The organism is Reyranella sp. (genome assembly GCF_965227665.1).
Classification (GTDB): Bacteria; Pseudomonadota; Alphaproteobacteria; order Reyranellales; family Reyranellaceae; genus Reyranella.
In genome coordinates this window covers 2,872,254-2,897,829 of record NZ_OZ245767.1, presented here as the reverse complement: position 1 = coordinate 2,897,829, position 25,576 = coordinate 2,872,254, and the positions used below count along the sequence as shown (strand labels likewise).

Here is a 25,576-nt window from a genome sequence, read left to right as displayed (position 1 = left end):
CGCGATGGACGTGCTTTCCGGTCTCTACCAGGGATTCGCGGTCGCCTTCGATCCGGTCAATCTTCTCTACTGCTTCATCGGCGTGTTCATCGGCACGCTGGTCGGCGTGCTGCCCGGCATCGGCCCGATCTCGGCCATGTCGCTGCTGCTGCCGGTCACGCTCTCGGGCTCGCCCGAGTCCGGCATCATCATGATGGCCGGCATCTACTACGGCTCCATGTATGGCGGCTCGACCACCGCGGTGCTGGTGAACATCCCGGGCGAGGCGGCCTCGGTCGTCACTTGCATCGACGGGCACGAGATGGCCAAGCGCGGCCGCGCGGGCCCGGCGCTCGGCATCTCGGCGCTGGGATCGTTCGTCGCCGGCACCTTCGCGATCGTCGCCCTGATGCTCGTGGCGCCGATGCTGGCGCAGGTCGCCGTGGCCTTCGGCCCGCCGGAATATTTCAGCCTGATGGTTCTCGGCCTCACCATCCTGTCCTTCCTGACGCAGGGCTCGATGGCAAAGGCGCTGCTGATGGCGGCGGTCGGCGTCGTGGTCGGGCTGATCGGTCTCGACCAGATCAACGCCATGCCGCGCCTCACCTTCGACCGGCTCGAACTGGTCGACGGCATCGGGCTCGTGCCGGTGGTGATGGGCCTGTTCGGCGTGGCCGAGATCCTGGCGAACATCGAGCAGCAGATTCGGCGCGACATCGTGCAATCGCGGATCGGCAGCCTGTGGCCCTCGCGCGAGGACCTGAAGGCGAGCGCCGGCCCGGTCGGGCGCGGCACGCTGCTGGGCTTCCTGCTGGGCGTGCTGCCGGGCGGCGGCGCGGTGATCGCCTCCTTTGCGTCCTACGCCATGGAGAAGAAGCTGTCGCGCACGCCCGAGCGCTTCGGCAAGGGCGCGATCGAGGGCGTCGCGGGGCCCGAGGCCGCCAACAATGCGGCGGCCGGCGGCGCCTTCATTCCGCTGATGACGCTCGGCATCCCGCCCAACGTCATCATGGCGCTGCTGCTGGGCGCCTTCGTCATTCACGGGCTGCAGCCCGGGCCGCTGATGATGAGCCAGAATCCCAAGGTTTTCTGGGGCATCGTCGCCAGCATGTATGTCGGCAACATCATGCTGCTGGTGCTCAACATGCCGTTGATCGGCATGTGGGTTCAGGTGCTGAAGGCGCCCTACAGGATCCTGTTTCCGCTGATCCTGATGTTCTGCATCGTCGGCGTCTTCGCCTCGGGCAACGCCGTGTTCGACGTGTTCGTGATGATCGGCACCGGCCTGCTGGGCTATCTCATGCGCAAGTTCGGCTACGAGGCGGCGCCGCTGGTGCTTGCCTTCGTGCTCGGGCCGATGCTCGAGAACAACCTGCGCAAGTCGCTGATCCTGAGCCAGGGGTCGTTCGAGATCTTCGTCGTGCGGCCCATCTCGGTCGCCTGCCTTGCGATCGCGGCCTTCCTGCTGATCGCACCACTCCTTCCCGCGCTCCGCAAGAAGCGCGAGAAGGTGGCGCTCGACGTGACCGAGTAGCTACTTCGCCTTCAGGAGGTCGGTAACCTTCAGGAGGATCAGCTCGTTGTCGTCGGACTTGCCCAGCGCGCGGCCCGACGAGAAGGGCAGGTTGTTGTCGTTGCCGACGATGATGTGGTCGGCGTCGACGCGGTCGACATTCTCGATGGTGAAGAACGGGAAGGTGAGCTTGCCGTCCTTGGCGCCTGCGCGCGCGACCTTGTTCGGGTCCTGGATGTCCATCAGGTCGATGTAGCCCACCTTCTTCACGAAGCCGTCGGCATCGGCCTGGCCGAGGTCGATCTTGTAGATGCGCTTGAACTTGGCCGGCACGTTGAAGCAGTCGGCCTTCACCGCGCCGTCCTTGCAGGCCTGGGCCGCGTCGCCCTCGGTGTCGTCACGCTCGATGATCAGGCCGCTGGTGGCGTCGATCAGGTTGAAGTCGCCGATGGCGTTGGCCGGCGCCTCGAGCGTGTACTTGAAGCTCTTGCCCGTGTACTCGCCCTTGGCCACGTCGAACTCGAGGATGCGCAGGAAGCGCTTGCCGTCCTTGGCTTCCATCTCGCCCGACTCGGTCACCAGCGGGCCTTCGAGCAGCGGGTAGAGGAACTTGCCGTCGGGAGAGGCCGCCATGCCTTCGAAGCCCTTGCTGCGCCGGACCTCGAACTTCACCGCGCCGGGTGCGCCGGGCATCGTCACCGCCGGATGGTCGGGCGAGCGCACTAGCTTGCCGTCCACCTTGGTCTCGAAGATCTGCAGGACCTTGCCGCTCTTGTCGGTCTTGATCAGGTAAGGGCCGAACTCTTCGCCGAAGTAGAGGAAGTCGCCGATCGGCTGCACCGATTCGAGATCGAAGTCGCCGCCGGTCAGGTAGCGCTTCGGAGTGTTCTCGTTGACGATGCGGAACGGCACTTTGCGGTCGGGATCGCTGAGGAAGCCGGTCGACACGCGCTCCACCGTGCCGGCCTTCCAGTCCGGCTTGACGATGTGGAACATCAGCATGGCGTCGGGCGAGTTCGCCTTGCTGCCGAAACCGTTGTCGCTGATCGTGAGATAGGAGCCGTCCGGCAGCTTGCGGATGCCCGAGAAGCCCTGCACCGGCTGCCCCTTGAACGGCAGGCTGAGGCCGGTGGGACGCGGCGCCGCCTTGTCGGACAGCGCCGACATGCCCGGCACGCTCTCCGGTGCATCGACGCGCTGGCCGGCAGGGCCGGCGTAGCGGCCGGAGATTTGCAGATCCGGCGGCGCGTCCGCCGGGGCGGGCACGAGGGTCATGGCGGGCAGGATCGCATGGCCTTCCAGCGTGGCCGGGAACTTGGTCTGGGCAGAGGCGGAAAAGGCAGACAGAAGGGCAGCGGCCGAGGCCGCAAGCAGCAGATGTGTTTTCATGTGTGTCTCTTCATGAGGTGTGACATCCGCCTGCTACAGGCTTCTCGCTACGGTTTACTGACGGTCCTTGTGGACGGCGGGGACGTGCGCGCAGGATCGTAACGGAACCGCCACTATTGCCCGTTACCCCAGACGTGCGTTTCCAGGAGTTCAGATGGCCGCCGCACGAGATGACAACTACACCGACCCCGACGATATCGGGGTGAACGCCAGTACCGAGCCCTCGATCGGCGAGCTGATCGAGCGGCGGCTCAGCCGGCGCGATGCGTTGCGCGGCCTCGCGGGCGCGGGCCTGGCGGCCACGCTCGCCGGTCCGTTCGCCACGACGGATGCGCAGGCCCAGGCGAACGGTCCCTCGTCGCTCACCTTCAAGGAACTCGCCCATACGCTCGACGGCACGCAGCACGTCGCCGACGGTTACGACATGCAGGTGCTGATCCGCTGGGGTGACCCGATCATCGGAGGCGCCACGGGCTTCGATCCCGCCACCCTCACGGCGGCCGAGCAGGAGAAGCGGTTCGGCTACAACAACGACTATCTCGGCCTCTATCCGCTGCCCGCCGGCAGCCGCAGCGGCGACCGCTTCCTGATGGTCGCCAACCACGAATACACCAACCCCAACCTGATGTTCGCGGGTCTTGGCCGCGGACGCGATGCGGCGCTGAAGGCGACGAAGGACCAGGTCGCGGTCGAGATGGCCTCGGTCGGCGGGGCGGTCGTCGAGATCGCCCGCGACGGCGCCGGCTGGAAGGTCGTGCCCGACAGCAAATACGCGCGCCGCCTCACCGCCACGACGCCGATGGAGATTTCCGGACCCGCCGCCGGCAACGACCGGCTCAAGACTTCGGCCGATCCCACGGGCACGCGCGTGCTGGGCACATTCGGCAACTGCGCCGGCGGCAGCACGCCCTGGGGCACCTGGCTGACCTGCGAGGAGAATTTCCACTTCTACTTCGACGGCGAGGCGGCAAGGCTGGCCGATACCGAACTCGGCAAGCGCTACGGCGTGGCCCGCGCGACCAACGCCTGGGGCCAGCATGTCGATCGTTTCAACTTCGACAAGGAGCCGAACGAGCCCAACCGCTTCGGCTGGGTGGTCGAGATCGATCCCTACGAACCGGCCTCGCCGCCGGTCAAGCGCACCGCGCTGGGCCGCTTCAAGCACGAGGGTTGCACCTACACGCTCGCCAAGGATGGAAGGGTGGTGCTGTACAGCGGCGACGACGAGCGCTTCGAGTATGTCTATCGCTTCGTCACCGCGAAGCCGTGGAACCCGAACGACCGCGCGGCCAACAAGAACCTGCTCGACGAGGGCACGCTCTCCGTTGCGCGCTTCAACGCCGACGGCAAGGTCGAGTGGCTGCCGCTGGTGCAGGGACAGGGTCCGCTCACGGAAGCGAACGGCTTTGCCACGCAGGGCGACGTGCTGGTGAAGACCCGGCTCGCCGCCGATCTCCTGAAGCCGACGCCGATGGACCGGCCGGAAGACATCGAGACCAATCCCGTCAACGGGCGCGTCTACGTCGTGCTGACCAACAATGGCCGGCGCAAGCCCGATCAGGTCGACAAGGCCAATCCGCGTGGCCCCAACGATCACGGCCATATCCTCGAGATCGCGCCGAAGGACGGCGACCACGCCGCGGCGGAAGGCACCTGGTCGATCTTCCTGCTGGCCGGCAAGCCGGGCCACGATGCCGGCGCCCGCTATCATCGCGCGACTTCGGAGAATGGCTGGCTGAGCTGCCCCGACAACATCGCCTTCGACAGCAAGGGCCGCATCTGGATCGCGACCGACGGCGCGCCGTCGGCGGCCGGCGTGGCCGACGGTCTCTATGCCGCCGACACGGTGGGCTTCGGCCGGGCGCTGACCCGCTGCTTCTACCAGGCGCCGACCGGTGCCGAGGTCTGCGGCCCGATCTTCACGCCGGACGACGGCACCTTGTTCCTGGCCATCCAGCATCCCGGCGAGGACCGCAACTCGACCTTCGAGAAGCCCTCGACCCGCTGGCCCGACTTCAAGGACGGCATGCCGCCACGGCCGTCGGTGATCGCCATTACGAAGAAGGGCGGGGGGCCGATAGGTTCGTAGGGGTAATTGGAGCGCGCCACTCCAGTGGCGCTCACGTTTGTCTATTCCAACAATCACCTCACCCTGAGGAGCGGTCCGCAGGACCGCGTCTCGAAGGGTGGGGACACGCACCACGTCTGTGGCCCATCCTTCGAGACGGCTGCTGCGCGGCCTCCTCAGGATGAGGTTGTGAGCATCATGAGCGCCACTGGAGTGGCGCGCTCCGATGAGGTTCTTATCGATTCTGCGCGGCGCGAGCTCTCGCGCTCGATGACAAGCGCTGCCGCTCGCCGGTTCAATGTTTAACGCGGCGTAGGCGCGTTAAACATTGAACCTGAAATGAAACACATCGCCGTCCTTGACGGCGTATTCCTTGCCTTCGAGCCGGAGCTTGCCGGCATCGCGGGCGCCGGCCTCGCCGTTCAGCGTGACATAGTCGTCGAAGGCGATGGTCTCGGCGCGGATGAAGCCTTTCTCGAAATCGGTATGGATGACACCGGCGGCTTGCGGCGCCTTGGCATCACGGTGGACCGTCCAGGCGCGGGCTTCCTTCGGGCCGACCGTGAAGAAGGTCACCAGGTCGAGCAGGGCGTAGCCCGTGCGCACGACGCGCGCGAGACCGGTTTCCTCGAGTCCGAGCGACGACAGGTAGTCGGCCTGGTCCTCGGCCGGAAGCTGCGCCACCTCGGCCTCGATGGCGGCCGAGATCACGACCGACGGCATGCCGCGCGACTTGGCGAAGGCCTCGGCCTTGGCGCTGTGCGCGTTGCCGGTCGCGGCCGAGCTCTCCTCGACGTTCAGCACGTACATCATCGGCTTGGCGGTGATGAGCTGGAGTCGGGCGAACACCGCGCGCTCGTCGTCCGTGAGCTTGGCTTCGCGGGCCGGCTTGCCGTCGCGCAGCGCCTCGAGCGCCTTCTTCACGACCGGGGCCTCGGCCGCGGCCTCCTTGTCGCCGCCCTTGGCCTTCTTCTCGAGGTTGGGCAGGCGCTTCTCGAGGCTGTCCATGTCGGCCAGCATCAACTCGGTCTCGACGATTTCGGCGTCGCTCACCGGATCGACCTTGCCGCTCACATGCGTGACGTCACCATCCTCGAAGCAGCGCAGCACGTGGGCGATCGCATCGACCTCGCGGATGTTGCCCAGGAACTGGTTGCCCAGCCCCTCGCCGCGCGACGCGCCCTTCACCAGGCCGGCGATGTCGACGAATTCGAGCTGGGTGTTGATGATCTTGGCCGAGCCCGCAATGGCCGCGAGCTTTTCCAGGCGCGGGTCGGGCACGGCGACGCGGCCGACATTGGGCTCGATGGTGCAGAACGGATAATTGGCCGCCTGTGCCGCCTGCGTGGCGGTCAGGGCGTTGAACAGGGTCGACTTGCCGACATTGGGCAGGCCGACGATTCCGCAGTTGAAACCCATGATCTACTCTTTGCTGCCCAGGCCCTTGATGTCGAGGCGGGCCGGAAGGTCGGGAGGCGGCGCGAGATGCGCCACCCGGCTCATGTATTTCTCGTCGGCCTTGGCGCCGCCTTCGACCAGCAGCGCCGCTTCCTCGGCCAGCGCGTGCAGCACCTTCGGGACCCAGCCGTCCTTCGGGTCGCGCTCGTCGCGCTCGAAGTCGCGCAGCACCCAGTGCAACACCAGGTCCTTGTGGCCGGGGTGGCCGATGCCGATGCGGACGCGGCGGTAGTCCTTGCCGACATGGGCGTCGATGTCGCGCAGGCCGTTATGGCCGCCCGCGCCGCCGCCCTTCTTCATGCGCACCCGTCCGGGCGCGATGTCGAGTTCGTCGTGGAAGACGACCAGGCGATCGAGCGGCACCTTGAGGAAGCGTACGGCTTCGCCCACGGCTTTGCTCGACTCGTTCATGAACGTCATGGGTTTCAGGGCGATGACGCGCTCGCCGCCGAGATGGCCTTCGGCCACTTCGCCGTTGAAGCGCGCACGCCACGGCGAGAAGACACGGCGGCGGACGATCTCGTCCACCGCCATGAATCCAACGTTGTGCCGGTGCCCCGCATAGCGCGGCCCGGGATTGCCGAGCCCGACCAGCAGAAGCATCGACGGAGCGGAGCCTTCGCCCGCCCGTTACTTCTTCGCCGGAGCGGGAGCGGCCTTGCCGCCCGCTGCAGCGCCCGCCGCCGGAGCGGCGCCTGCCGCCGGCGCGGCGCCGTCGGCACCGGCCGCATCCGTCGTGGCCGCTTCGCGCGTCACGGTCGGCGCGGCGATCGAGGCCACGGTGGCGTTCTTGTCACGCGTCACCACGCGCGCGCTCTCGGGAATGTTGAGCGTCGACATGTGGATCGAGTGGCCGATCTCGAGGCCGGTCAGGTCGACCTCGAAGATTTCCGGAATGGAATCGGCCCGGGTGCGCAGCGTGATTTCGTGCAGCACCACGTTCAGAACGCCGCCGCGCTTGATGCCGGGCGAGGCCAGCTCGTTGCGGAAGCGCACGGGCACCTGCACGGTGATGATCGAGTCGGGCCCGATGCGCAGGAAGTCGAGATGCAGAGGCTTGTCCGTCACCGGATCGACCTGCACGTCGCGCGGCAGGACGTCATAGTCCGTGCCATCGACGGCAATCTTCATGCGGTGATTGAAGTAGCCCGCCTTGTGGATCTCGCGCTCGATCGTCTTCGGTTCGACGGCGATCATCACGGGCGGCTGCTTGTCGCCGTAGATCACGGCGGGAATCAGTCCTTCGCGACGGCTGGAACGGGCGCCCCCTTTGCCGGCCCGGTCCCGCATCTTCGCGACGACTTTGGTCGTCTCTGCCATTTTAACTCTCCTTGGGTTGCTCTCTCATCGCGGCGTGGCCTCCAGGGGTGCCCATCGCCGGATCTCTTGAAATTCCTAGTCGAACAGGCTCGAAACCGAAGCCTCGTCGGTGATGCGCTTCATCGCCTCGGCCATCAGCGACGCGATGCTGAGCGGCCGGATGTTCGGCGACACGCGTACCGCCTCGGTCGGCATGATCGAATCCGTGATCACCATCTTCTCGATCGGCGAGGCGGCGACGCGGGCGACGGCGCCGCCCGACAGCACGCCATGGGTGATGTAGGCCGAGACCGACTTCGCGCCCTGGTCCATCAGGGCGACCGCGGCGTTGCACAGCGTGCCGCCCGAATCGACGATGTCGTCGATCAGGATGCAGTCGCGGCTCTTCACGTCGCCGATCACGTTCATGACCTCGCTGACACCGGCGGCCTCGCGGCGCTTGTCGATGATGGCGAGGTCGGCATCGATACGCTTGGCGATGGCCCGGGCGCGCACCACGCCGCCCGTGTCGGGCGACACGACGGTGAGGTTGCGGTTGCTCAGCGTCTCCTTGATGTCCTTGGAGAAGACCGGGCCGGCATAGAGATTGTCGAGCGGGATGTCGAAGAAGCCCTGGATCTGGCCGGCATGCAGGTCGAGCGTGAGCACGCGATGGGCGCCGGCATGAGTGATCAGGTTGGCGACCAGCTTGGCCGAGATCGGCGTGCGCGAGCCGGTGCGGCGATCCTGGCGGGCGTAGCCGAAATAGGGGATCACCGCGGTGATGCGGCGGGCCGAGCTGCGGCGCAAGGCATCGATGGTGATCAGCAGTTCCATCAGATGGTCGTTGGCCGGGAAGCTCGTCGACTGGATGACGAAAACGTCCTCGCCGCGCACATTCTCCAGGATCTCGACGAAGATCTCGTTATCGGAGAAACGGCGTATGTTGGCCTTGACCAGCGGCAAGGCCAGTTTGGCGGAAATGGCTTCGGCCAGCGGTTTGTTGCTGTTGCCGGTGAGAATCTTCATGAATCGCTGCCCTCGCGCCGGGGGCGGGACAAGGTTAAGTCGTTGATCTAAAACGACAAAACGGCCATCCCGGGCCGCGACGGGGCGGAACATACCAATGAGTCGGAGCGCTGTAAACGCCCTGAAATATGGGCTTTTCGCCGCTCCCGGTCGCCGGGCCCCGGAGGCCCGCACGCCCGCACGCTCAGGCGTGCGGGTTGGCGACGAACGGCCACTGCGTCTTGTCGGCCTTGGTGTAGGGCAGCAGCGACCAGTCCGGCACCAGTGCGCCGGGCGCGGCGACATAGACCACTTCGCTGGCGATCGGGGCGTAGGCCGCGTGGAAGTGCTGCATCGACTTCACCACCACGACCTTCTTGGTCGAAGGATCGATGCCGAGCTTGGTGAAGCAGTCGAGGCTGTGGCACTGCGAGCGCGTGGAGTTGACGATCACCGTCACGCCCTCGATCTGCAGCGCGGCGGCATCGCCGATCGGGCTGGTGCCCTTGCGGGCGCCGCCGAACTGGATGAACACGTTCTTCTCGAGCTTCAGGACCTTGGCACGGGCGTCGACCGGCGCGCCCGATTGCGGGCCGAGCTTGCCGCCGAGGCGGATGTCGAGCTCGGCGCCTTCGCCGACCTCGAAGGCGAGCTTGACCGCGCCGGGATCCCAGAACATGGCCACGGCCGCGTCCTTCACCTTGCCGTCGAGCAGGGCCTTCAGAATGAAGGTCGAATCCGAAGCCGCGCCGCCGCCGGCATTGTCCGACACGTCCGCCAGCACCATGGGCTTGGGCAGGTTGTGCGAGCTGACCCGCGCCATGGCGGCCTCCAAGGTCACATAGGGCGGCTGCGTGGCCTGGCGCATGGCGAAGAATTCCTGGCCCAGCTCCTTGGCGATTTTCTCGGCCTTCGCCTTGTCGCCGTCGGTGACGGCGATGATGCGGCTGCTCATCTCCTTGATGTCGGACCACGGGAAGCCATGGGCGACGGAGAGCGAGAGCACGCCGTCCTTGCCTTCCAACGCCATCAGCTTGTCGACGAAGCCGCGCATCGGCTCGCGCGTGGTATGGAACACGCCGATCATGCGGCAGTCCCAGGTGGCCATCACCGGCCTGGTGCGGCCCTCGATGGCGCCTTCCATGACGTTGAACAGATCGTCGGCGCGGTCCGACACGTCGACATGCGGATACTCCTTGAACAGGACCAGCACCGTGGCGTCGCGCATCGTGCCTTCGCCGATATTGCAGTGGAGATCGAGCTCGACGCCGACCGGCACCTCCGGCCCGACCACCTTGCGCACATGGGCGAGCAGGTCGCTTTCGCAGTCGTCATAGCCCTCGGCCACCATGGCGCCGTGCATCGACAGGAACACCGCATCGACCGGCATGGCGGCCTTCAGGTCCGTGATGATCTCGTCGCGGAAAGCCTCGTAGACCTTCTTCACCGTCTTACCCGCCGGCTGGGCGAAGGCGCAGAGACTCTCCACCACCTGCCAGCCCTTGGCCTCGGAGCGCTTGCGCCAGACATCGAGCGGCGCGCCGAACATCGGCACCTTGTCGCCGTAGCTGCCCTTGCGGAACAGGCAGGTCTCCTCGAACAGGCCGAGCCCGGTCGGGATCGAGGCGAAGGTGTTGGTCTCGGTGCCGAGGCACGCGGTGAAGATCTTTTTCATAGGGACAAGGACTCGCTGCGACTGCGTACGGGATACTGGGGCGAAAATCTCATGCCGCACCCGACGGCGGCAAGAACTCGTTCCGCGGCTATTCCCAGAACGTCCAGCGGGGGTCTTGCTTCTGCCAGCGAAGAAGATCGAGATCCACGAAAGGCGGTTCGTCGTGCTTGAAGCCGCTGATCGACCGAGCCGGCATCAATGGAGTTTCAAAGATGCAATCGACTTCGGCGTCCTTCTCTTCGAGAGTGTCTGCTTCGGACGGTATTGCTGTTCGACGGCCGTGAAGGCGGCCGGCAGTTCACCGACTGCCTGCAAGCCAGGAATGTCCGAATCTCCCTGGTGCTCTGCCCGCCAGAGGCGTTGGCCATCCTTCCAGCATTCGGACGAGCTGAACATCACGTGTTCTTCGACATTGCAGTCCACGACCTCGCAACCGGCTGACAGCTTCTGCAATTCCGACTGGGCTAGGAGTGGATGCTCCGCCTGGCCCAAGACGATTAATATCCAGCCTTCGGCGAGCATGCGCGAGCCGATCTTGCCTCGGGTGCAGTCCCCTGCGGCTCCCGTCGCGACGAGACGGAGACGGCTGTAGATCGTCTCCCTGTCGTGGCCCTTGATCGCCATCCAGGACAGGGATTCGCCCATCGCTATGCCGCCAGTGCCCGGTCCATCAGCGCGGTCTCGCTGTCGCCGAGGTCGGCGCTGCCGAACTGCGCGAAGGGCGAGCCGCTCAGCCGCGTCTCGGCATAGAGCGCGGCGAAGGGCGAGCCCGCTTCGACCAGCGCCGCCACGGCGGCGATCTTGGCCAGGCTCTCGCACAGGAAACGCGCGCGGCGTTCGGCGGCGCCCGACTTCAACGTCTGCTCCAACGCCTGTGCCAGCGGGCCGGCCTTGAAGGCCCGGTCCGCGGTGCGCACGAGGCGCGAGAGCGTGTCGGTCGCGGCCTCAGGGTGACGGCCGGCGGCACGCAGCACGTCGAGCGCCATGACGTTGCCCGAGCCCTCCCAGATGGCGTTGAGCGGCGATTCGCGGAAATAGCGCGCCAGCGGCAGGTCCTCGGTGTAGCCGTTGCCGCCCAGGCACTCGAGCGATTCGTAGACGAGCTGCGGCGTGCTCTTGCAGACCAGGAACTTCACGGCCGGGGTAAGAAGGCGGGCGTAGGCCGCCTCGCGCGGATCGTGGGCGGCATGCTCGGCGGCGCGGATCAGGCGGAACACCAGCGCGACCTGCGCCTCGAGTTCCAGAGCCATGTCGGCGGCGACGGCGCGCATGGCCGGCTGGTCGGCCAGCCGGCGCTGGAAGACCGAGCGGTTGCGGATGTGGTGGATCGCCTGGCTGAGCGCGATGCGCGACTGGCCGGCCGAGGCGATGGCGCAGTCCAGCCGCGTCAGGTTCACCATCTCGATGATGGTGCGCACGCCCGCGCCCTCCGCGCCGACCCGCTCGGCCCAGGCGCCGTGGAACTCGACCTCGGAGGAAGCATTCGACTTGTTGCCGAGCTTGTCCTTCAGCCGCTGGAACCGGATCGCGTTCTGCGAGCCGTCGGGCCGGTAGCGCGGCATCAGGTAACAGGTGAGGCCGCCGTCCCCGGTTTCCTTGGCAGATTGCGCGAGCACGAGGAAGGCGTCGCACATCGGCGCCGACATGAACCACTTGTGGCCGGTAATCTCGACATGGTCGCCGTGGGCGGTGGCGCTCGTGATGTTGGCGCGCACGTCGGTGCCGCCCTGGCGCTCGGTCATGCCCATGCCCAGGGTCACGCCGTTCTTCTCCCACCACGGCAGCGGTCGCGGATCGTAGGTCCGCGTCTGGATCTTCGGCAGCCACTTTTCGAGCATCACCGGCTCGGAGCGGAGCGCGCCGACACAGGCATGCGTCATGGTGATCGGGCACATATGGCCGCTCTCGGCCTGAGTCGCCAGATACAGGCGGACGGCGCGTGCCGCCATCGGCGCCGGCTTGTCGCTGCCGTCATGGGCGGAGGCATGGATGCCGTGGCCGATGCTCTTGCGCATCAGCGCGTGATAGGCGGGATGGAATTCGACCCGGTCGAGCCGGTTGCCCTTGCCGTCCATGGTGCGCAGCCGGGGCGGATTCTCGTTGGCGAGCCGTCCGAGATCGAGCGTTTCCGCCGCGCCATAGTCCCGGCCGCAGGTGGAGAGCGCCGCGAGGTCGAGACCGGCGCGGGCAGCGGCGTCAGCCAGCGGCCGGTCGGCAGCGAACAGGTCGACGTCGCCGAAGGCCGGCGACTGGTTGAACGAAGCGTCTTCGAGGAAACCGGAAGCCATGAGGCCAGTCTGAACCTGCTATCCCGCCGACGGCAAGCGGCGGACGGCCGTCTGTGCTATGTGCCCGGCATGCAGCTCGATACCCTTACCGCCGTCAGCTCCGTCGATGGCCGCTACCGCGCGACTTCCGAAGTCCTGGCCGGCCATCTCAGCGAATACGCCCTCCTGAAGAGGCGGGTCCTCGTGGAGTGCGAATATCTCGCCGCCCTCTCGGAGACCCCGGGTGTCGGAATTCGCCCGCTCACGGACGCCGAAAAGGCGCTGTTGAAGGCCCTGCCGGACATCTCGGTCGAGGATGCGCGGATCATCCGCAAGTTCGAGCGCGAGGGCCATGCCGGCATCCCCGCGACCAACCACGACGTGAAGGCGGTCGAGTACTTCATCAAGCTGAAGCTGAAGGATTCGAGCCTGACCGACGTGCTGGAGTGGGTGCATTTCGCGCTGACGTCGGAGGACGTGAACAGCACGGCCCACGCCCTCTGCCTGCGGGGCGCGGTGGAGGCGGTCATGCTGCCGTCGCTCGCCAAGGTCGCGACGGAGATCGAGGGGCTCGCCCGCCGGCACGCCGACACCGCCATGCTGGCGCGCACCCACGGCCAGAGCGCCACGCCCACGACCTTTGGCAAGGAAATGAACGTCTTCGCGACGCGCCTTGCCCGTCAGGTCGCGACGCTTGCCCGCAATCCCATCCTGGTGAAGTGGGGAGGCCCCACCGCCAACTACAACGCCCAGATGGTCGCGCTGCCGCAGGTCGACTGGCTGGCCTTCGCGCACAGCTTCGTCGAGCGCCTGAACGCGCCGGACGCGGGCGGGGCGCATCCGGTGCGCCTCGTGCTCAACGAGGTGACAACCCAGATCGAACCGCACGACACGTTCGCGGAAATGTTCGACACGCTGCGTCGGATCAACACCATCCTGATCGACCTGTCGCAGGATATGTGGCGCTACATCTCCGACGGCTGGGTGACGCAGAAGCCGAAGGAGGGCGAGATCGGCTCGTCGGCGATGCCGCACAAGGTGAATCCGATCGACTTCGAGAATGCCGAGGGAAATTTCGGCGTCGCCAACGCGCTCTTCGAACATCTCTCGCGCAAGCTGCCGATTTCACGCCTGCAGCGCGACCTTTCGGACTCGACGGTCGCCCGCACCTTCGGCACCGCCTTCGCCCATGCGCTGATCGGCTACGGCTCGCTGTTGCGCGGCTTCGGCAAGGTGAGCGTGAACGAGGCGGCGCTCACGGAAGCGCTGATGGCCCATCCCGAAGTGCTGGCCGAGGCGATCCAGACCGTGCTGCGCGTCGCCGGGGTCGAGATGCCGTATGAGAAGTTGAAGGCGCTGACGCGGGGCCGGCAGGTGACGCTGGCGGATTTCGCCACGTTCATCGACGGGCTCGAGGTTGCGCCCAATGTGAAGGCGCATCTGCGAACGCTGCGGCCCGAAACCTATACCGGCCTCGCGGGCCTGTTGGCGAAGAAGTAAGTCGCTTCGCTCCTCTCCCCTTTTCGGAGGAGAGGAGCGACGGAGGTCAGGCGGCGAACTTGCCGAATTCCCAGTGGCGGCCGGGGGCCGCGGCGAACAGGGCCTTGGTGTAGTCGGCCTTGGGCGAACCGAAGACCTGCTCGGCCGAGCCGTACTCGACGACACGGCCCTTGCTCATCACGGCCACGTAGTCGCAGATCTGCGCCGCGACGCGCAGATCGTGGGTGATGAACAGCACGGCGAGGTTCAGCCGGACGCGGATCTCGTCCAGCAGCTCCAGAACCTGCTTCTGGACCGACACGTCGAGCGCCGACACGGCCTCGTCGGCGATCAGCAGCTCGGGCTCCATGGCGAGCGCCCGCGCGATGCAGATGCGCTGGCGCTGGCCGCCCGAGAACTGATGCGGGAAGCGGTCGAGCGCGTTGGGATCGAGACGCACCGTCTCCATCAGCTTGCGCGCGCGGGCCATCGCCTCTTCGCGCCCGAGGCCGAAATTCATCGGCCCCTCGATGATGAAGTCGCCCACGGTGATGCGCGGATTCATCGAACGGTAGGGATCCTGGAAGACGATCTGCACGCGCCGGCGATGCGGCCGCAGCTTGCGGGCCGACATGGTCGCGATCTCGGTGTCGCCGAGATAGACCTTGCCCTCGGTCGGATCGATCAGGCGGGCAATGCAGCGCGCCACGGTCGACTTGCCCGAACCGGATTCGCCCACGATGCCCAGCGTCTCGCCGCGTCGGATGTCGAGGTCGACGTCCACCGCGGCCTTCACGACCCTCGCCTTCTGGAAGAAAGAATTGCCCGTGTAGATCTTGCCGAGCTTCTCGGTGCGCAGGACGGTCTTGCCGTCGCGTCGCACGCCGCGATGGGCCGGTGTGATCGACGGCACCGAGGAGATCAGCATCTTGGTATAGGCCTGAACGGGCCGCGACAGGATCTGCTCGGTCGGTCCCATCTCCACCAGCTCGCCCCAGCGCAGCACAGCCACCCGATGGGCGATCTCGGCAACGACGCCGAAATCGTGGGTGATGAACAGCACGCCGGTGCCCTGGCCCGCCTGCAGCTCGGCCACGAGCTTCAGGATCTCGGCCTGGGTGGTGACGTCGAGCGCGGTGGTCGGCTCGTCGGCGATCAGCAGGACCGGATCGAGGACCAGCGCCATGGCGATCATGATGCGCTGGCGCTGGCCGCCCGAGAGCTGGTGCGGATAGGAGGCGTAGATGCGCTCCGGTTCCGGCAGCTTCACGCGGTCCAGGATGGCGATGATCTTGGCCTTGCGCGTCGCGGCGTCGAGCTGGGTGTGGGTGTTCAGAACCTCGTCGATCTGCTCGCCGCAGGTCATGACGGGATTGAGCGCCGTCATCGGCTCCTGGAAGATCATCGACATGCGCGTGCAGCGCAGCTCGCGCAGCCTGTCTTCGCTCGCCGCCAGGATGTTCTCGCCCTCGAGCAGGATCTCGCCCGAGGTCGGCTTCAATGCCTTGGCGAGGAGACCCATGACGGTGAAGGCGATCACCGACTTGCCCGAACCGGATTCGCCCACCAGGCAGACGATTTCGCCGGGATTGACCGTGAAGCTCACCTTTTCGACGGCATGGACCCGGTCGCCGCCCTTGGGCAGGGCGACGCTGAGGTTGCGGACTTCGAGGACGGGTTTCTTGGTTTCGGTCGACATCAGACTTTCTTGCTCATCTTCGGGTCGAGCGTGTCGCGCAGACCGTCGCCCATGATGTTGATGGCCAGTACCGTCAAGGCAAGGAAGATGCCGGGGTACAGGATGTTGTGCGGGAAGACGCGGAACAGCGTGCGGCCCTCGGCCATGATGTTGCCCCAGCTCGGGATTTCCGGCGGGATGCCGATGCCGAGGAACGACAGGGCGGCTTCGGTCAGGATCGCGGCCGCGGCCAGGAAGGTGCCCTGCACGATCAGCGGTGCCACCGTGTTGGGCAGGATGTGGCGGAACATCAGGATCCAGGTCGGGGTGCCGACCGAGATCGCGCCTTCGACATAGGGCTCTTCACGCACCGTCAGCACGATCGAGCGGACGAGGCGCACGACGCGCGGGACGTCGGGAACGACGATGGCGAACACCACCGTGATCAGGCCGGCGCGCCAGATCGAGACGAGGGCGATCGCGAGCAATATGCCCGGGATCGCCATCAACCCATCCATGATGCGCATGATGATCCCGTCGGCCCAGCGCACGTAGCCCGACACCAGGCCGATCACCATGCCGATCACGACCGAGATGATGGATACGGCGACGCCGACGGCCAGCGAAACGCGCGCGCCATAGAGGACGCGGCTGTAGACGTCGCGGCCGAGACTGTCCGTACCCATGATGGCGACCCGCTTCATGGTCGTGCCGTCATCGAGGCGGTAGGTGATCTCGGTACCCGGCTTCTTGTTGCGGGCCGCCGGGTCGATGCGCGTCGGATCCACCGTGCCGAGGAACGGTGCCAGGATGGCAATGACCAGCATCGTCAGCAGGATCACGCCGCCGATGATCACGTTGGGGTTACGGAGAGCAACGAGCCAGAGGCTCTTGCGCTTGGTCGACGCCGCCGCAATGGAGGCGGAGTCGACGACTTCTTCGGTGATCGCGCTCAATACCGGATCCTCGGATCGAAAAGGGTGTAGCTGATGTCGATGAGCAGGTTGATCACGACATAGACGACGGAGAAGAGAAGAATGACGGTCTGGATGGTCGGGAAGTCGCGGCTCAGCACCGCTTCGACCGTCAGACGGCCGAGACCGGGCAGGCCGAACACGCTTTCCGTCACCACGGCGCCGCCGATCAGGATGGCGATGCCGAGGCCGATCACGGTGAGGATCGGCACCGCGGCATTGCGCAGCGCATGGCGCATCAGCACGACACGGTTCGACAGGCCCTTCGCGCGCGCAGTGCGGATATAGTCCTCGTTTAGGACTTCGAGCACCGAAGCGCGCGTGATGCGCGAGATCAGCGCCACGAACCCGACCGACAGGGTGAGCGACGGCAGGATCATGCGCTCGAGGAACTGCCAGAAATTGACCCCGATGCGGACATAGCCCTGCACCGGCAGCCAGCCGAGTTCGATGGCGAACACGTAGATCAGGCAGTAGCCGATGACGAAGCCCGGCACGGAGAAACCCAGAACCGAGAAACCCATCACCGCGCGATCGAGCAGCGAGCCCTGGCGGTAGGCGGCCATGACGCCGATCGGAACGGAAATGGAGACGGCGAAGAGAAGGGTGCAGATCGCGAGAGCGAGCGTCGGCTCGACGCGCTGGGCGATCAGTTCGGCCACGGTCTTCTTGAAGAAGAAGCTTTCGCCGAAATTGCCCTGCAGCACGTTGCCGATCCAGATGGCGAACTGCGACCAGATCGGCTCGTCGAGGCCGAGCTTGTTGCGGATGTCGGCGATTTGGTCGGACGTGGCGTTGTCGCCCGCGATGACGGCGGCGGGATCGCCCGGCGTCAGCCGCAGCATGAGGAAGACGAAGATGGCCACCACCGCCAGCACGGGGATGATGGCTATGAGACGGCGAGCTATGAAATCGATCATTGTATGCAGTTTACCTTATCTGACTGCCTCCATCCCGACCCTCCGCCGGTTGCCGGAAAGGGTCGGGATGGAGATCAGTTTCACTTCTTCTCGATGTTCCACATCACCGGCACGGGCGCCTTGAGCCAGCCCGAGATGTTGGAGCGCATGGCGCCCGGGCCGTACCACTGGCCGATCCAGCCGTACTGGGCGGTTTGCAAAGCCCGGGCCTGGACGGCTGCGGCGAGCGCCTTGTTCTTCGCGGGGTCGGTTTCTTTGGCGTATGCGTCGCGCAGCTTCTCCATCTCCGGATCGTTCGGCCAGCCGAACCACGCCTTGTCGCCGTTCGCTACCATGTAGGAGGTCGAGATCGGATTCAGGATGTCGGCCGCGACCGAGAACGTATGGAAGAGGTTCCAGCCGCCCTGACTCACGGGACCCTTGTTGGTTCGACGTGTGACGACGGTTTGCCAGTCCATCGACTGCATGTCGACCTTGAAGCCGCCTTGTTCGAGCAGCGCCTTTGTCACAGGGGCGACGTTGGTGAGGACGGGCAGGGTCGTCGACTGCAGCAGCACAATCGGCGTGCCGTCATAGCCGGCCTCCTTGAGCAGCGCCTTCGACTTCTCGAAGTTCGGCTTCACGAGGAGATCGCCCGGCGCATTGACCGCGTTGGGCGTTCCGCAGATGAAGGCGGCCGTGCAGACCTTGTAGAATTCCGGCTCGCCGACGGTCGCCTTGAGATAATCCTCCTGGCGGATGGTCAGCAGCGCGGCCTCGCGGATCTTGGGATTGTTGAAGGGCGGCTGCAGCCAGTTCATGCGGTAGATGAACTGGTGGCCGAGCGGGTTCCAGTTGTAGAGCGCGACACCCTTTTCCTTCTTAAGGACCGGGATCAGATCGTGCGGCGGCTGTTCGATGATGTCGATCTCGCCGGCTGCGAGCGCGTTCACCTGCTGCTGCGGGTCGGGCATCTCGATGATCTCGACCCGGTCGACCTTCACCACCTTGCCGCCGGCCAGACCCGAGGCGGGCTCGGCGCGCGGCTTGTACTTGGTGTTCTTGGTATAGACGTGCTTCTCGCCGGGCTTGGACTCGGCGTTGACGTAGACGAACGGACCCGAGCCGATCTGGCTGTCGATCTGCTTGAACGGATCGGTGTCGGCCACCCGTTTCGGCATCATGAAGGGAACCTGGGAGGACGGCTTGCCGAGCGAATCGAGCACCAGGCCGTAGGGTTCCTTCAGCACCATCTGGAATGTCTTGGGATCGACCTGCTTGAACTCCTTCACGAAGTCCATGAGCTTCTGGCCCATCGCGTCGCGCGCGCCCCAGCGCTTGATCGAAGCGATGCAGTCCTCCGAGGTCACCGGCTTGCCGTCGTGCCACTCGAGCCCGTCGCGCAGGGTGAAGGTCCACACCGTCTTGTCGGCGGAGACTTCGTACTTGTCGACCATCTGCGGCTTCACGACGTTGTTCTCGTCGGATGCGAACAGCGTGTCGTAGATGAAATAGCCGTGGTTGCGGGTGACGTAGGCCGTGGTCCAGATCGGATCCAGGATGGTCAGGTTGCCGTTCTGCACGAACTTGACGACCTTGCCCTGGGCTAGCACCGGTCCCGCACTCGACAGGATCGCGCCGGCAACCATTGCCGCGAGCGTACGCTTCATCACTTTTTTCATAGAGCCCCCTCCGGGTTTCTTCCCCATCGAAGAAGACGGGGATCGCCCGCCTTCATCGATGAGCGCGCGGGGAACGGACCCCGCGCGCGGATCGAGCTATTTCTTGGTGACGTTCCAGAACACCGGCGCCGGCGCCGTCAGGTTGCCCGTGATGTTCTTGCGGCGGGCGAGCGGTGCGTACCACTGGCCGACATTGATGTGCGTCGGATGATCGACCCAGTACTTCTGCAGGTCCTCGACGATCTGCTTCTGCTTCGCCGGGTCGGTCTCCTTGGCGAACTGGTCGCGATACTTCTCGATCGTCGCGTCGCACGGCCAGCCGAACATGGCCTTGTCGCATGCGGCGTTGAAGTATCCGGCCATCACCGGGTTGAGGATGTCGGCCGCCACCCAGGAGGTGAGGAAGGCGTGCCAGCCGCCCTGGCTCGGCGGGTCCTTCTTGACGCGGCGCGCGACCAGGGTCTGCCAGTCCATCGACACCATGTCGACCTTGAAGCCGGCCCGTTCCATCTGGGCCTTGGCGACCGGGGCGAGATTGGTGAGGACCTGCAGGTCGGTCGAGTGCATCAGCACGATCGGCGTGCCGTCATAGCCGGCTTCCGTGAGGATCTGCTTGGCCTTGGCGGCATTGCCGTTCAGCACGTCGGCCATGCCGGCGTCGGTCGCCAGCGGGGTGCCGCAGACGAACGGCGCCTTGCAGACCTTGTACCATTGCGGATCGCCGATCGTGGCCTTGAGGAAGTCCTCCTGCGCAAAGGCGACGAAGACGGCGTGCCGGATCTTCGCGTTGTCGAAGGGCTTGGCCAGGCTGTTGAACCGGAAGGCGTACTGGTTGCCGGTCGGGTTGAAGCTGACCAGCTCGACGTTCTTGTCCTTCGCCAGCAGCGGCAGCAGGTCGTGACCCGGCGACTCGATGATGTCGATCTCGCCGCTCTGGAGCGCGGCCACCTGCGTCTGGATGTCCGGCATGGCGATCCACTCGACGCGGTCGACCTTGACGACCTTGCCGCCGGAGAGGCCGTTGGCCGGCTCGGCGCGCGGCTTGTACTTCGTGTTCTTGACGTAGACGATCTTCTCGCCCGGCTTCCACTCGTCGCCCTTGAAGACGAACGGGCCGGAGCCGATCACGTCCTCGAGCTTGATCTGCTGCATCGGGTCGGTTTCGGCCGTCTTCTTCGGCATCATGAAGGGCACATTCGACGACGGCTTGCCGAGCGACTCGAGCACCAGGCCGTACGGCTCCTTCATCTTCATCTTGAAGGTCTTGGCGTCCACGATCTCGAAGCCTTCGACCGAGCCCATCATCTTCTGGCCCATCGAATCGCGGGCGGCCCAGCGCTTGATGGAGGCGACGCAATCCTCGGCGGTGACCGGCGCGCCATTGTGCCATTCGAGGCCGTCGCGCAGCGTGAAGGTCCAGGTCAGCTTGTCGGCGGAGTTCTCGTACTTGTCGACCATCTGCGGCTTGACGTCGAACTTCTCGTCGACCGCGAACAACGTGTCCCACACCATGTAGCCGTGGTTGCGCTGGATGTAGGCCGTGGTCCAGATCGGATCGAGGATCTTCACATCCGAATGCATAACGACCTTGAGCGTCTGTGCCTGTGCCGGCGCAGCGGCAACGAGGCCGCTGAAGCTTGCTGCAGCAATGACGGCCAGAGCCGACTTCCTGAATGACAACATGATTTTTTTAACTCCCTGTCTCGCGGTCGGTCCTTGCCCTGCGCAAAGCTAGCAAGAATCGCGCCGCCCCCCGGAACAGTAGCAGCCGAAAGCCCCCCTCTGACAAGCCGATTCACAGGCAACGCACGAGTCAGCGCGGCTTATTGATTGCCTTCTCGAGAAGTTCGAGCACCCCTTCGGAGGCGGCGGTGGCGACGATGTCGCCGAATCCGGCCCAGGAGCCCTTCGTGGCCGCCAAGGGCACGGGATTGGACTGATCGATGTCGCCGATATTCTTGCCGGCCGGATCCTTGACGATCCATTTGACCACCAGGCGGGCCATGCGGTCGTCGATCGGCGTCAGGGTCACCGTGCCGACGACGCTGAAGGCCTCGCCTTCTGCCTGGTCGACGATCACGAGCTTGCTCGATCCCAGCGCACGCCGCATCCCCGACGTCAGCTGGCGGTTGCCGTCCGACGGCGCGCCGGTGACCGCTGCGACGAACACCTTCACCTGCGGCTCCGCCGGCTTGGCGGCGGCGGGTGTCGGCACGGTGGTCGAGGTCGGTACCGCGCCGTCGGGCGGCGGGGCCGCCGCGGGGTCGGGCGGGAACTCGTAGGGGATCGTGATGCCTGCGGCGACCTGGCCGGGCGCGCGCGGGATGAAGTTCGGCGGCTTGCCGATCAGGGTCGCGATCCTGGGGGCGGCCTGTTGCGCGATCCGCGAAACCAGGCGCTCGGCCTGCTCGGCATAATCCTCGGGCGGGGCGCGGGTCTTGACCGTCGCGGGCTCGTCGGTGCGTGGCCGGCCGCGCACGCGCCAGTCCGTCTGGACCTCGATCGACATGCCGGCGTCGCGCGTGCTCATCACGCCGTCGACCTGGATCGGCGCTTCGGCCGGCGCCACGGTGGCCAAGATCCCATAGGACTGCAGTTCGATGGCAAGGGCCGCAGCGACGCGCTCGCCCATTTCCGGCGGCATGTTGCGCGGCGGGCTGATTGCCACCTCGGCCTTGTCCCGCAAGGGACGTGCGTAGGAAACCTGCGAAGAATCGTGTTCGAAGGGTCTCGGGGCTCCGCCGCACGCCGCGAGGGCGAGCAGGCACAGCAGCATCACAACATGGCGCATGTCGCGATGACCCCGAGGAGGCAGCAGGCCATCAGGATGATGAAGTAGGGCACGTCAGGCCGCGAGAGCGATCGCGGACAGGCCACGTCCGTAATCGCGCACACCCTGCAGCGTGTTGCGGCGATAGCTGAAGAAGTCCTCGGTGCCGGTGAGCGTGTCGTGGCCCGTGGCGCTCACGGCGACGCCGTTGCGGGCAATGCGGTGCACGAGATAGCCGGGCAGGTCGAACATGAAGTGGCCGGCGCGCGTCGCGGTCCGGAAGAACGCGGCGTTCGCCTCGTCCTGCGCCAGGAAGGGCGCAGGGAATTCCGGACCGACTTCGTACGAGGCAGGACCGATGCACGGGCCGACCACGACCTGGATGCGCTCGCGCCGGGCACCCAGCTTCTCCATCGCCGCGATGGTGGCGTCGACGACACCGCCCAGCGCACCCTTCCAGCCGGCATGCGCGGCGCCGATCACCGAGGCGTCGCCGTCGGCCAGCAGCACCGGCGCGCAATCGGCGGCCATCACGCCCAGCGCGACGCCCGGCCGGTCCGTCACGAGCCCGTCGGCCTTGGGCGCGCCCGGCGAACTCCAGCGCTCGTTCGTGACGGTGAGCACATCGGCCGAATGGATCTGGTACACGGTCTGCAGGTCGGGTTCGTCGAGACCGAATTGCGCGGCCGCGCGGCGACGGTTCTCGCGCACGTTCTCCGGCGCATCGGCCGAGCCATAGCCGCAGTTGAGCGACGAAAAGAGGCCCGTGCTCACGCCACCGCGGCGGGTGAAGAATCGGTGCTGCACGCCGTCGAGGGCGGCGAGTGTCTGAGCCTGGATCATGAATCGTCCGAGGGGAAATCCTTGAAGCCGGCGGGCGGGGCGTTGTTGCCGTCGCCGAGGGCCAGCACGCGAAAGAGGGTGCCCATTTGGTCGGGCGCGATCAAGCGGGCCGATGCCGCATCGATGGCATCGGCCTGCGCCGCCTTTGCATTGCGCTTCAGGGCCAGCGCACGTTCGCGAAGACCGAGACGCCGCAGGAACTCGCCCTGGTCGACCGGCCCGAAGGCCGGGACGCCGGCCGCGGCGGCGAGCGCCGCGAAATCGACATGGGCGCTGAGGTCGGTCTCGCCGGGACGGTCGAGAATGCCCGCTCCCCGATGCCCGCGCACCGCCTGCAGCGAGGCCGCGCGGCCGGCGCTCGCCATCCCGTAGTCGATGATGAGCGCCCATCCGCCGTCGCAGGCGATGCGCGCGCCGATGGCCGCGGCCAGCACGCGCCCGGCTTCGCTGAGTTCGGCCTCCGCGCCTTCGGGGGCCTCCGGCAGCAGGGGCGCGAAGGGCGTGCTGCCCGGCGCCAGCGCCAGCCGCAATCCCCCCGCCTCGTCGAGGCCCACCATGCGCTCGCGCCAGCCCGAAGCCGTGCGATGAAACTGGCGCACCGGCAGTGCATCGAAGAACTCGTTGGCGACCAGCAGCAGCGGTCCCGCCGGCACCTCGTCGAAGCGTTCGTGCCAGGCCGGCCGATAGGCCTGCAGCGTAGAGCGCTGGGCCTCGCGCAAGGGCGCGTTGATGTCGACGAGATGGAGGTCGATCGCGGCATGAAATCCCGGCACGCCGCGGGTGGCGCGCAGCGCATCGGCCATCAGGGTGCCGCGGCCGGGACCGAGCTCGACCAGGCGTACGGGCGCTGGCCGGCCCATCGCCAGCCAGCGCTCGGCCAGCCAGGCGCCTAAAAGCTCGCCGAACATCTGCGAGATTTCGGGCGCGGTGGTGAAGTCGCCGGCGGCGCCGACGGGAAGCGCACGGCGATAGTAGCCGAGCCGCGGATGCCCCATCGCCTCGGCCATGAAGTCGGCGAGCGAGATTGGCCCGGTGAGCGCGATGCGGCGCGCGATCAACCCGCCCAATTCGGTCATGAGGGCTCGGTCACGACGCCTCGGTCACGGCAGGACGGGCTTCCGGTAGGCGCGCAGGATGAGCCAGAGGCCGAACAGCAGCACCGGCAGCGACAGCAGCATGCCCATGGTGAGCGGCCCCCACAGGTAGCCGAGATGGGCGTCGGGCTCGCGGAAGATCTCGCCCACGATTCGGGCCAGGCCATAGCCCGCGCAGAAAACCCCGGTCAGCAGGCCGGGCCGGCGCCGCCCCTCGGTGAGCTTCCACACCGCGACGACGATGAGGGTCAGCAGCACGCCCTCGAAGAAGGCCTGGTAGAGCTGGCTGGGATGGCGCGGCAGGGGCCCGCCGCGCGGGAAGACCATGGCCCAGGGCACGTCGCTGACGCGCCCCCACAGCTCGCCGTTGATGAAGTTGGCGAGGCGGCCGAAGAACAGGCCGAGCGGCGCCACGATCGCCACCAGGTCCGACAGCATGAAGGGGTCGGTCTTGTTGCGCATCGCGAAGAGCAGGATGGCGACGATGACGCCCAGCAGCCCGCCGTGGAACGACATGCCGCCTTCCCACAGGGTGAGCGCGGCCAGCGGATGTTCCAGGTAGAAGCCCGGCTTGTAGAACAGCACGTAGCCCAGCCGTCCGCCCAGGATGACGCCGAGCGCCGCCCACAGCAGGAAGTCGTCGATCTTGAGCGGCGACAGGACCTGGGGCGGCCGCTCGCAGACGCGGCGCATGACCTGCCAGCCGATCACCAGGCCCGCGATATAGGCGAGCGCATACCAGCGGATGGCGAAGGGTCCGAGCTGGACCAGGACGGGATCGATCTCGGGATACGGGATCGCCAGAGGAAGCGCGGCCAGGAGAATCGCGGAAAGGGTGCTCATGAAGGCGACCCTTATAGCCGGGGAATCGCGTTCCTAAAATCGTCGCGGCGCCGATCCGGGGGGATCGGCGCCGCTGGGGACATTCCGAACAGGTTTATTGGTTTTTAGCGAGAGGGGGCGTCGGAAGGTCCTTGTCGGTTCAGGCTTCGCCGACCGTCTCCAGGATGGAGGCGGTCAACGCGTCGGCGGGGCTCTTGCCAGCCCAGATGACGTACTGAAAGGCGGGATAGAAACGCTCGCTTTCGGTGATCGCCACCTCGACGAGGTCGTTCAGCTGTTCGGCCATCAAGCCCTTGGTCCCGCGCAGCGGGATGGCGTGGCGGAACATCGGCAGGCCTTCCTCGGTCCACAGATCGAAGTGACCCAGCCACATCTTTTCGTTGATCAGGGCCAGCAGGCCGTGAATGTCCGAATGCCGTTCGGCGGGAATGCGGACGTCGTAGGCGCAGGTGAAGTGCAGCGCCTCGACATCGTCGCGCCAGCTGAAGAACATGCGATAGTCGCACCAGCGGCCCGCGACCTCGACCGCAATCTCCCGGTCAGAGGTACGGTCGAACGGCCAGTCGTTGGCGGACACGACCTTCTCGATCATTTCGAGCGGATTCAGGTCAGACTTCAATCTTGTCCGCTCATGTCGAGATAACGCCATAGAGCTACT

Annotated in this window: 21 protein-coding genes; 3 read left to right on the top strand and 18 right to left on the bottom strand. The window is 66.3% G+C overall.

Features of this window, described 5'->3' with window-relative positions; genetic code table 11:
• Positions 1–4: 4 nt before the first annotated feature.
• Entirely contained in the window at positions 5–1,513 is a 1,509-nt protein-coding gene (locus ACO07I_RS13975) for a tripartite tricarboxylate transporter permease (protein ID WP_422008590.1), read from the top strand.
• On the opposite strand, the gene ACO07I_RS13970 is transcribed toward ACO07I_RS13975, so the two are convergent.
• Positions 1,514–2,881, bottom strand: coding sequence for an esterase-like activity of phytase family protein (locus tag ACO07I_RS13970; protein WP_422008588.1), 1,368 nt, complete (start codon positions 2,879–2,881; stop codon positions 1,514–1,516).
• Positions 2,882–3,035: 154 nt separating this feature from the next.
• Between ACO07I_RS13970 and ACO07I_RS13965 the strand changes: the two genes are divergently transcribed.
• Complete coding sequence (locus ACO07I_RS13965) at positions 3,036–4,970, top strand: PhoX family protein (RefSeq protein ID WP_422008587.1); 1,935 nt, start codon at positions 3,036–3,038, stop codon at positions 4,968–4,970.
• Positions 4,971–5,270: 300 nt separating this feature from the next.
• Here the strand turns inward: ACO07I_RS13965 and ychF are convergent, their stop codons facing one another.
• The 7 genes from ychF to ACO07I_RS13930 all read right to left on the bottom strand — a co-directional run bounded on the left by ychF (position 5,271) and on the right by ACO07I_RS13930 (position 12,677).
• Positions 5,271–6,368 carry a redox-regulated ATPase YchF gene (ychF, locus tag ACO07I_RS13960; protein WP_422008585.1) on the bottom strand — a complete coding sequence of 366 codons (1,098 nt, stop codon included), beginning with the start codon at positions 6,366–6,368 and terminating at the stop codon, positions 5,271–5,273.
• Positions 6,369–6,371: 3 nt separating this feature from the next.
• Positions 6,372–7,010, bottom strand: a complete 639-nt coding sequence (gene pth / locus ACO07I_RS13955) for an aminoacyl-tRNA hydrolase (protein WP_298318844.1) — start codon at positions 7,008–7,010, stop codon at positions 6,372–6,374.
• Between the two features lie 27 nt (positions 7,011–7,037).
• The gene (locus tag ACO07I_RS13950; protein WP_422008583.1) at positions 7,038–7,727 is read right to left on the bottom strand and encodes a 50S ribosomal protein L25/general stress protein Ctc; all 690 of its coding nucleotides are present in this window, start codon (positions 7,725–7,727) and stop codon (positions 7,038–7,040) included.
• Between the two features lie 75 nt (positions 7,728–7,802).
• Positions 7,803–8,735 carry a ribose-phosphate pyrophosphokinase gene (locus ACO07I_RS13945; RefSeq protein ID WP_422008581.1) on the bottom strand — a complete coding sequence of 311 codons (933 nt, stop codon included), beginning with the start codon at positions 8,733–8,735 and terminating at the stop codon, positions 7,803–7,805.
• Positions 8,736–8,919: 184 nt separating this feature from the next.
• Positions 8,920–10,389 carry a M81 family metallopeptidase gene (locus tag ACO07I_RS13940; RefSeq protein ID WP_422008579.1) on the bottom strand — a complete coding sequence of 490 codons (1,470 nt, stop codon included), beginning with the start codon at positions 10,387–10,389 and terminating at the stop codon, positions 8,920–8,922.
• 195 nt (positions 10,390–10,584) lie between these two features.
• Complete coding sequence (locus ACO07I_RS13935; protein WP_422008577.1) at positions 10,585–11,034, bottom strand: hypothetical protein; 450 nt, start codon at positions 11,032–11,034, stop codon at positions 10,585–10,587.
• Between the two features lie 2 nt (positions 11,035–11,036).
• On the bottom strand, positions 11,037–12,677 hold the full coding sequence (locus ACO07I_RS13930) for an acyl-CoA dehydrogenase family protein (protein WP_422008575.1): 1,641 nt from the start codon (positions 12,675–12,677) through the stop codon (positions 11,037–11,039).
• 69 nt (positions 12,678–12,746) lie between these two features.
• Here ACO07I_RS13930 and purB point away from each other — a divergent pair, with 69 nt between their 5' ends.
• On the top strand, positions 12,747–14,156 hold the full coding sequence (gene purB, locus ACO07I_RS13925; RefSeq protein WP_422008573.1) for an adenylosuccinate lyase: 1,410 nt from the start codon (positions 12,747–12,749) through the stop codon (positions 14,154–14,156).
• Between the two features lie 46 nt (positions 14,157–14,202).
• Here purB and ACO07I_RS13920 read toward each other — a convergent pair whose 3' ends face one another.
• The 10 genes from ACO07I_RS13920 to ACO07I_RS13875 form a co-directional block, all read right to left on the bottom strand.
• The gene (locus ACO07I_RS13920; protein WP_422008571.1) at positions 14,203–15,834 is read right to left on the bottom strand and encodes an ABC transporter ATP-binding protein; all 1,632 of its coding nucleotides are present in this window, start codon (positions 15,832–15,834) and stop codon (positions 14,203–14,205) included.
• A complete protein-coding gene (locus ACO07I_RS13915; RefSeq protein ID WP_422018259.1) occupies positions 15,834–16,730 on the bottom strand; it encodes an ABC transporter permease in 897 nt (298 codons plus the stop codon). The genes ACO07I_RS13920 and ACO07I_RS13915 overlap by 1 nt, the downstream gene beginning before the upstream one ends.
• Before the next feature lie 35 nt (positions 16,731–16,765).
• A complete protein-coding gene (locus tag ACO07I_RS13910; RefSeq protein ID WP_422008569.1) occupies positions 16,766–17,707 on the bottom strand; it encodes an ABC transporter permease in 942 nt (313 codons plus the stop codon).
• 80 nt (positions 17,708–17,787) lie between these two features.
• Positions 17,788–19,356: an ABC transporter substrate-binding protein gene (locus ACO07I_RS13905; protein WP_422008567.1), complete on the bottom strand. Its 1,569-nt coding sequence runs from the start codon at positions 19,354–19,356 to the stop codon at positions 17,788–17,790.
• A 108-nt stretch (positions 19,357–19,464) separates the two neighbouring features.
• The gene (locus ACO07I_RS13900) at positions 19,465–21,051 is read right to left on the bottom strand and encodes an ABC transporter substrate-binding protein (protein ID WP_422008565.1); all 1,587 of its coding nucleotides are present in this window, start codon (positions 21,049–21,051) and stop codon (positions 19,465–19,467) included.
• 130 nt (positions 21,052–21,181) lie between these two features.
• Entirely contained in the window at positions 21,182–22,036 is an 855-nt protein-coding gene (locus tag ACO07I_RS13895; RefSeq protein WP_422008563.1) for a hypothetical protein, read from the bottom strand.
• Positions 22,037–22,213: 177 nt separating this feature from the next.
• Positions 22,214–22,981, bottom strand: a complete 768-nt coding sequence (pgeF, locus tag ACO07I_RS13890) for a peptidoglycan editing factor PgeF (protein WP_422008561.1) — start codon at positions 22,979–22,981, stop codon at positions 22,214–22,216.
• Complete coding sequence (locus ACO07I_RS13885; protein ID WP_422008559.1) at positions 22,978–24,057, bottom strand: class I SAM-dependent methyltransferase; 1,080 nt, start codon at positions 24,055–24,057, stop codon at positions 22,978–22,980. The genes pgeF and ACO07I_RS13885 overlap by 4 nt, the downstream gene beginning before the upstream one ends.
• A gap of 24 nt (positions 24,058–24,081) precedes the next feature.
• Positions 24,082–24,918, bottom strand: a complete 837-nt coding sequence (gene lgt, locus ACO07I_RS13880) for a prolipoprotein diacylglyceryl transferase (RefSeq protein WP_422008557.1) — start codon at positions 24,916–24,918, stop codon at positions 24,082–24,084.
• A 139-nt stretch (positions 24,919–25,057) separates the two neighbouring features.
• Positions 25,058–25,537, bottom strand: coding sequence for a YbjN domain-containing protein (locus ACO07I_RS13875; protein WP_298305181.1), 480 nt, complete (start codon positions 25,535–25,537; stop codon positions 25,058–25,060).
• Positions 25,538–25,576 lie beyond the last annotated feature (39 nt).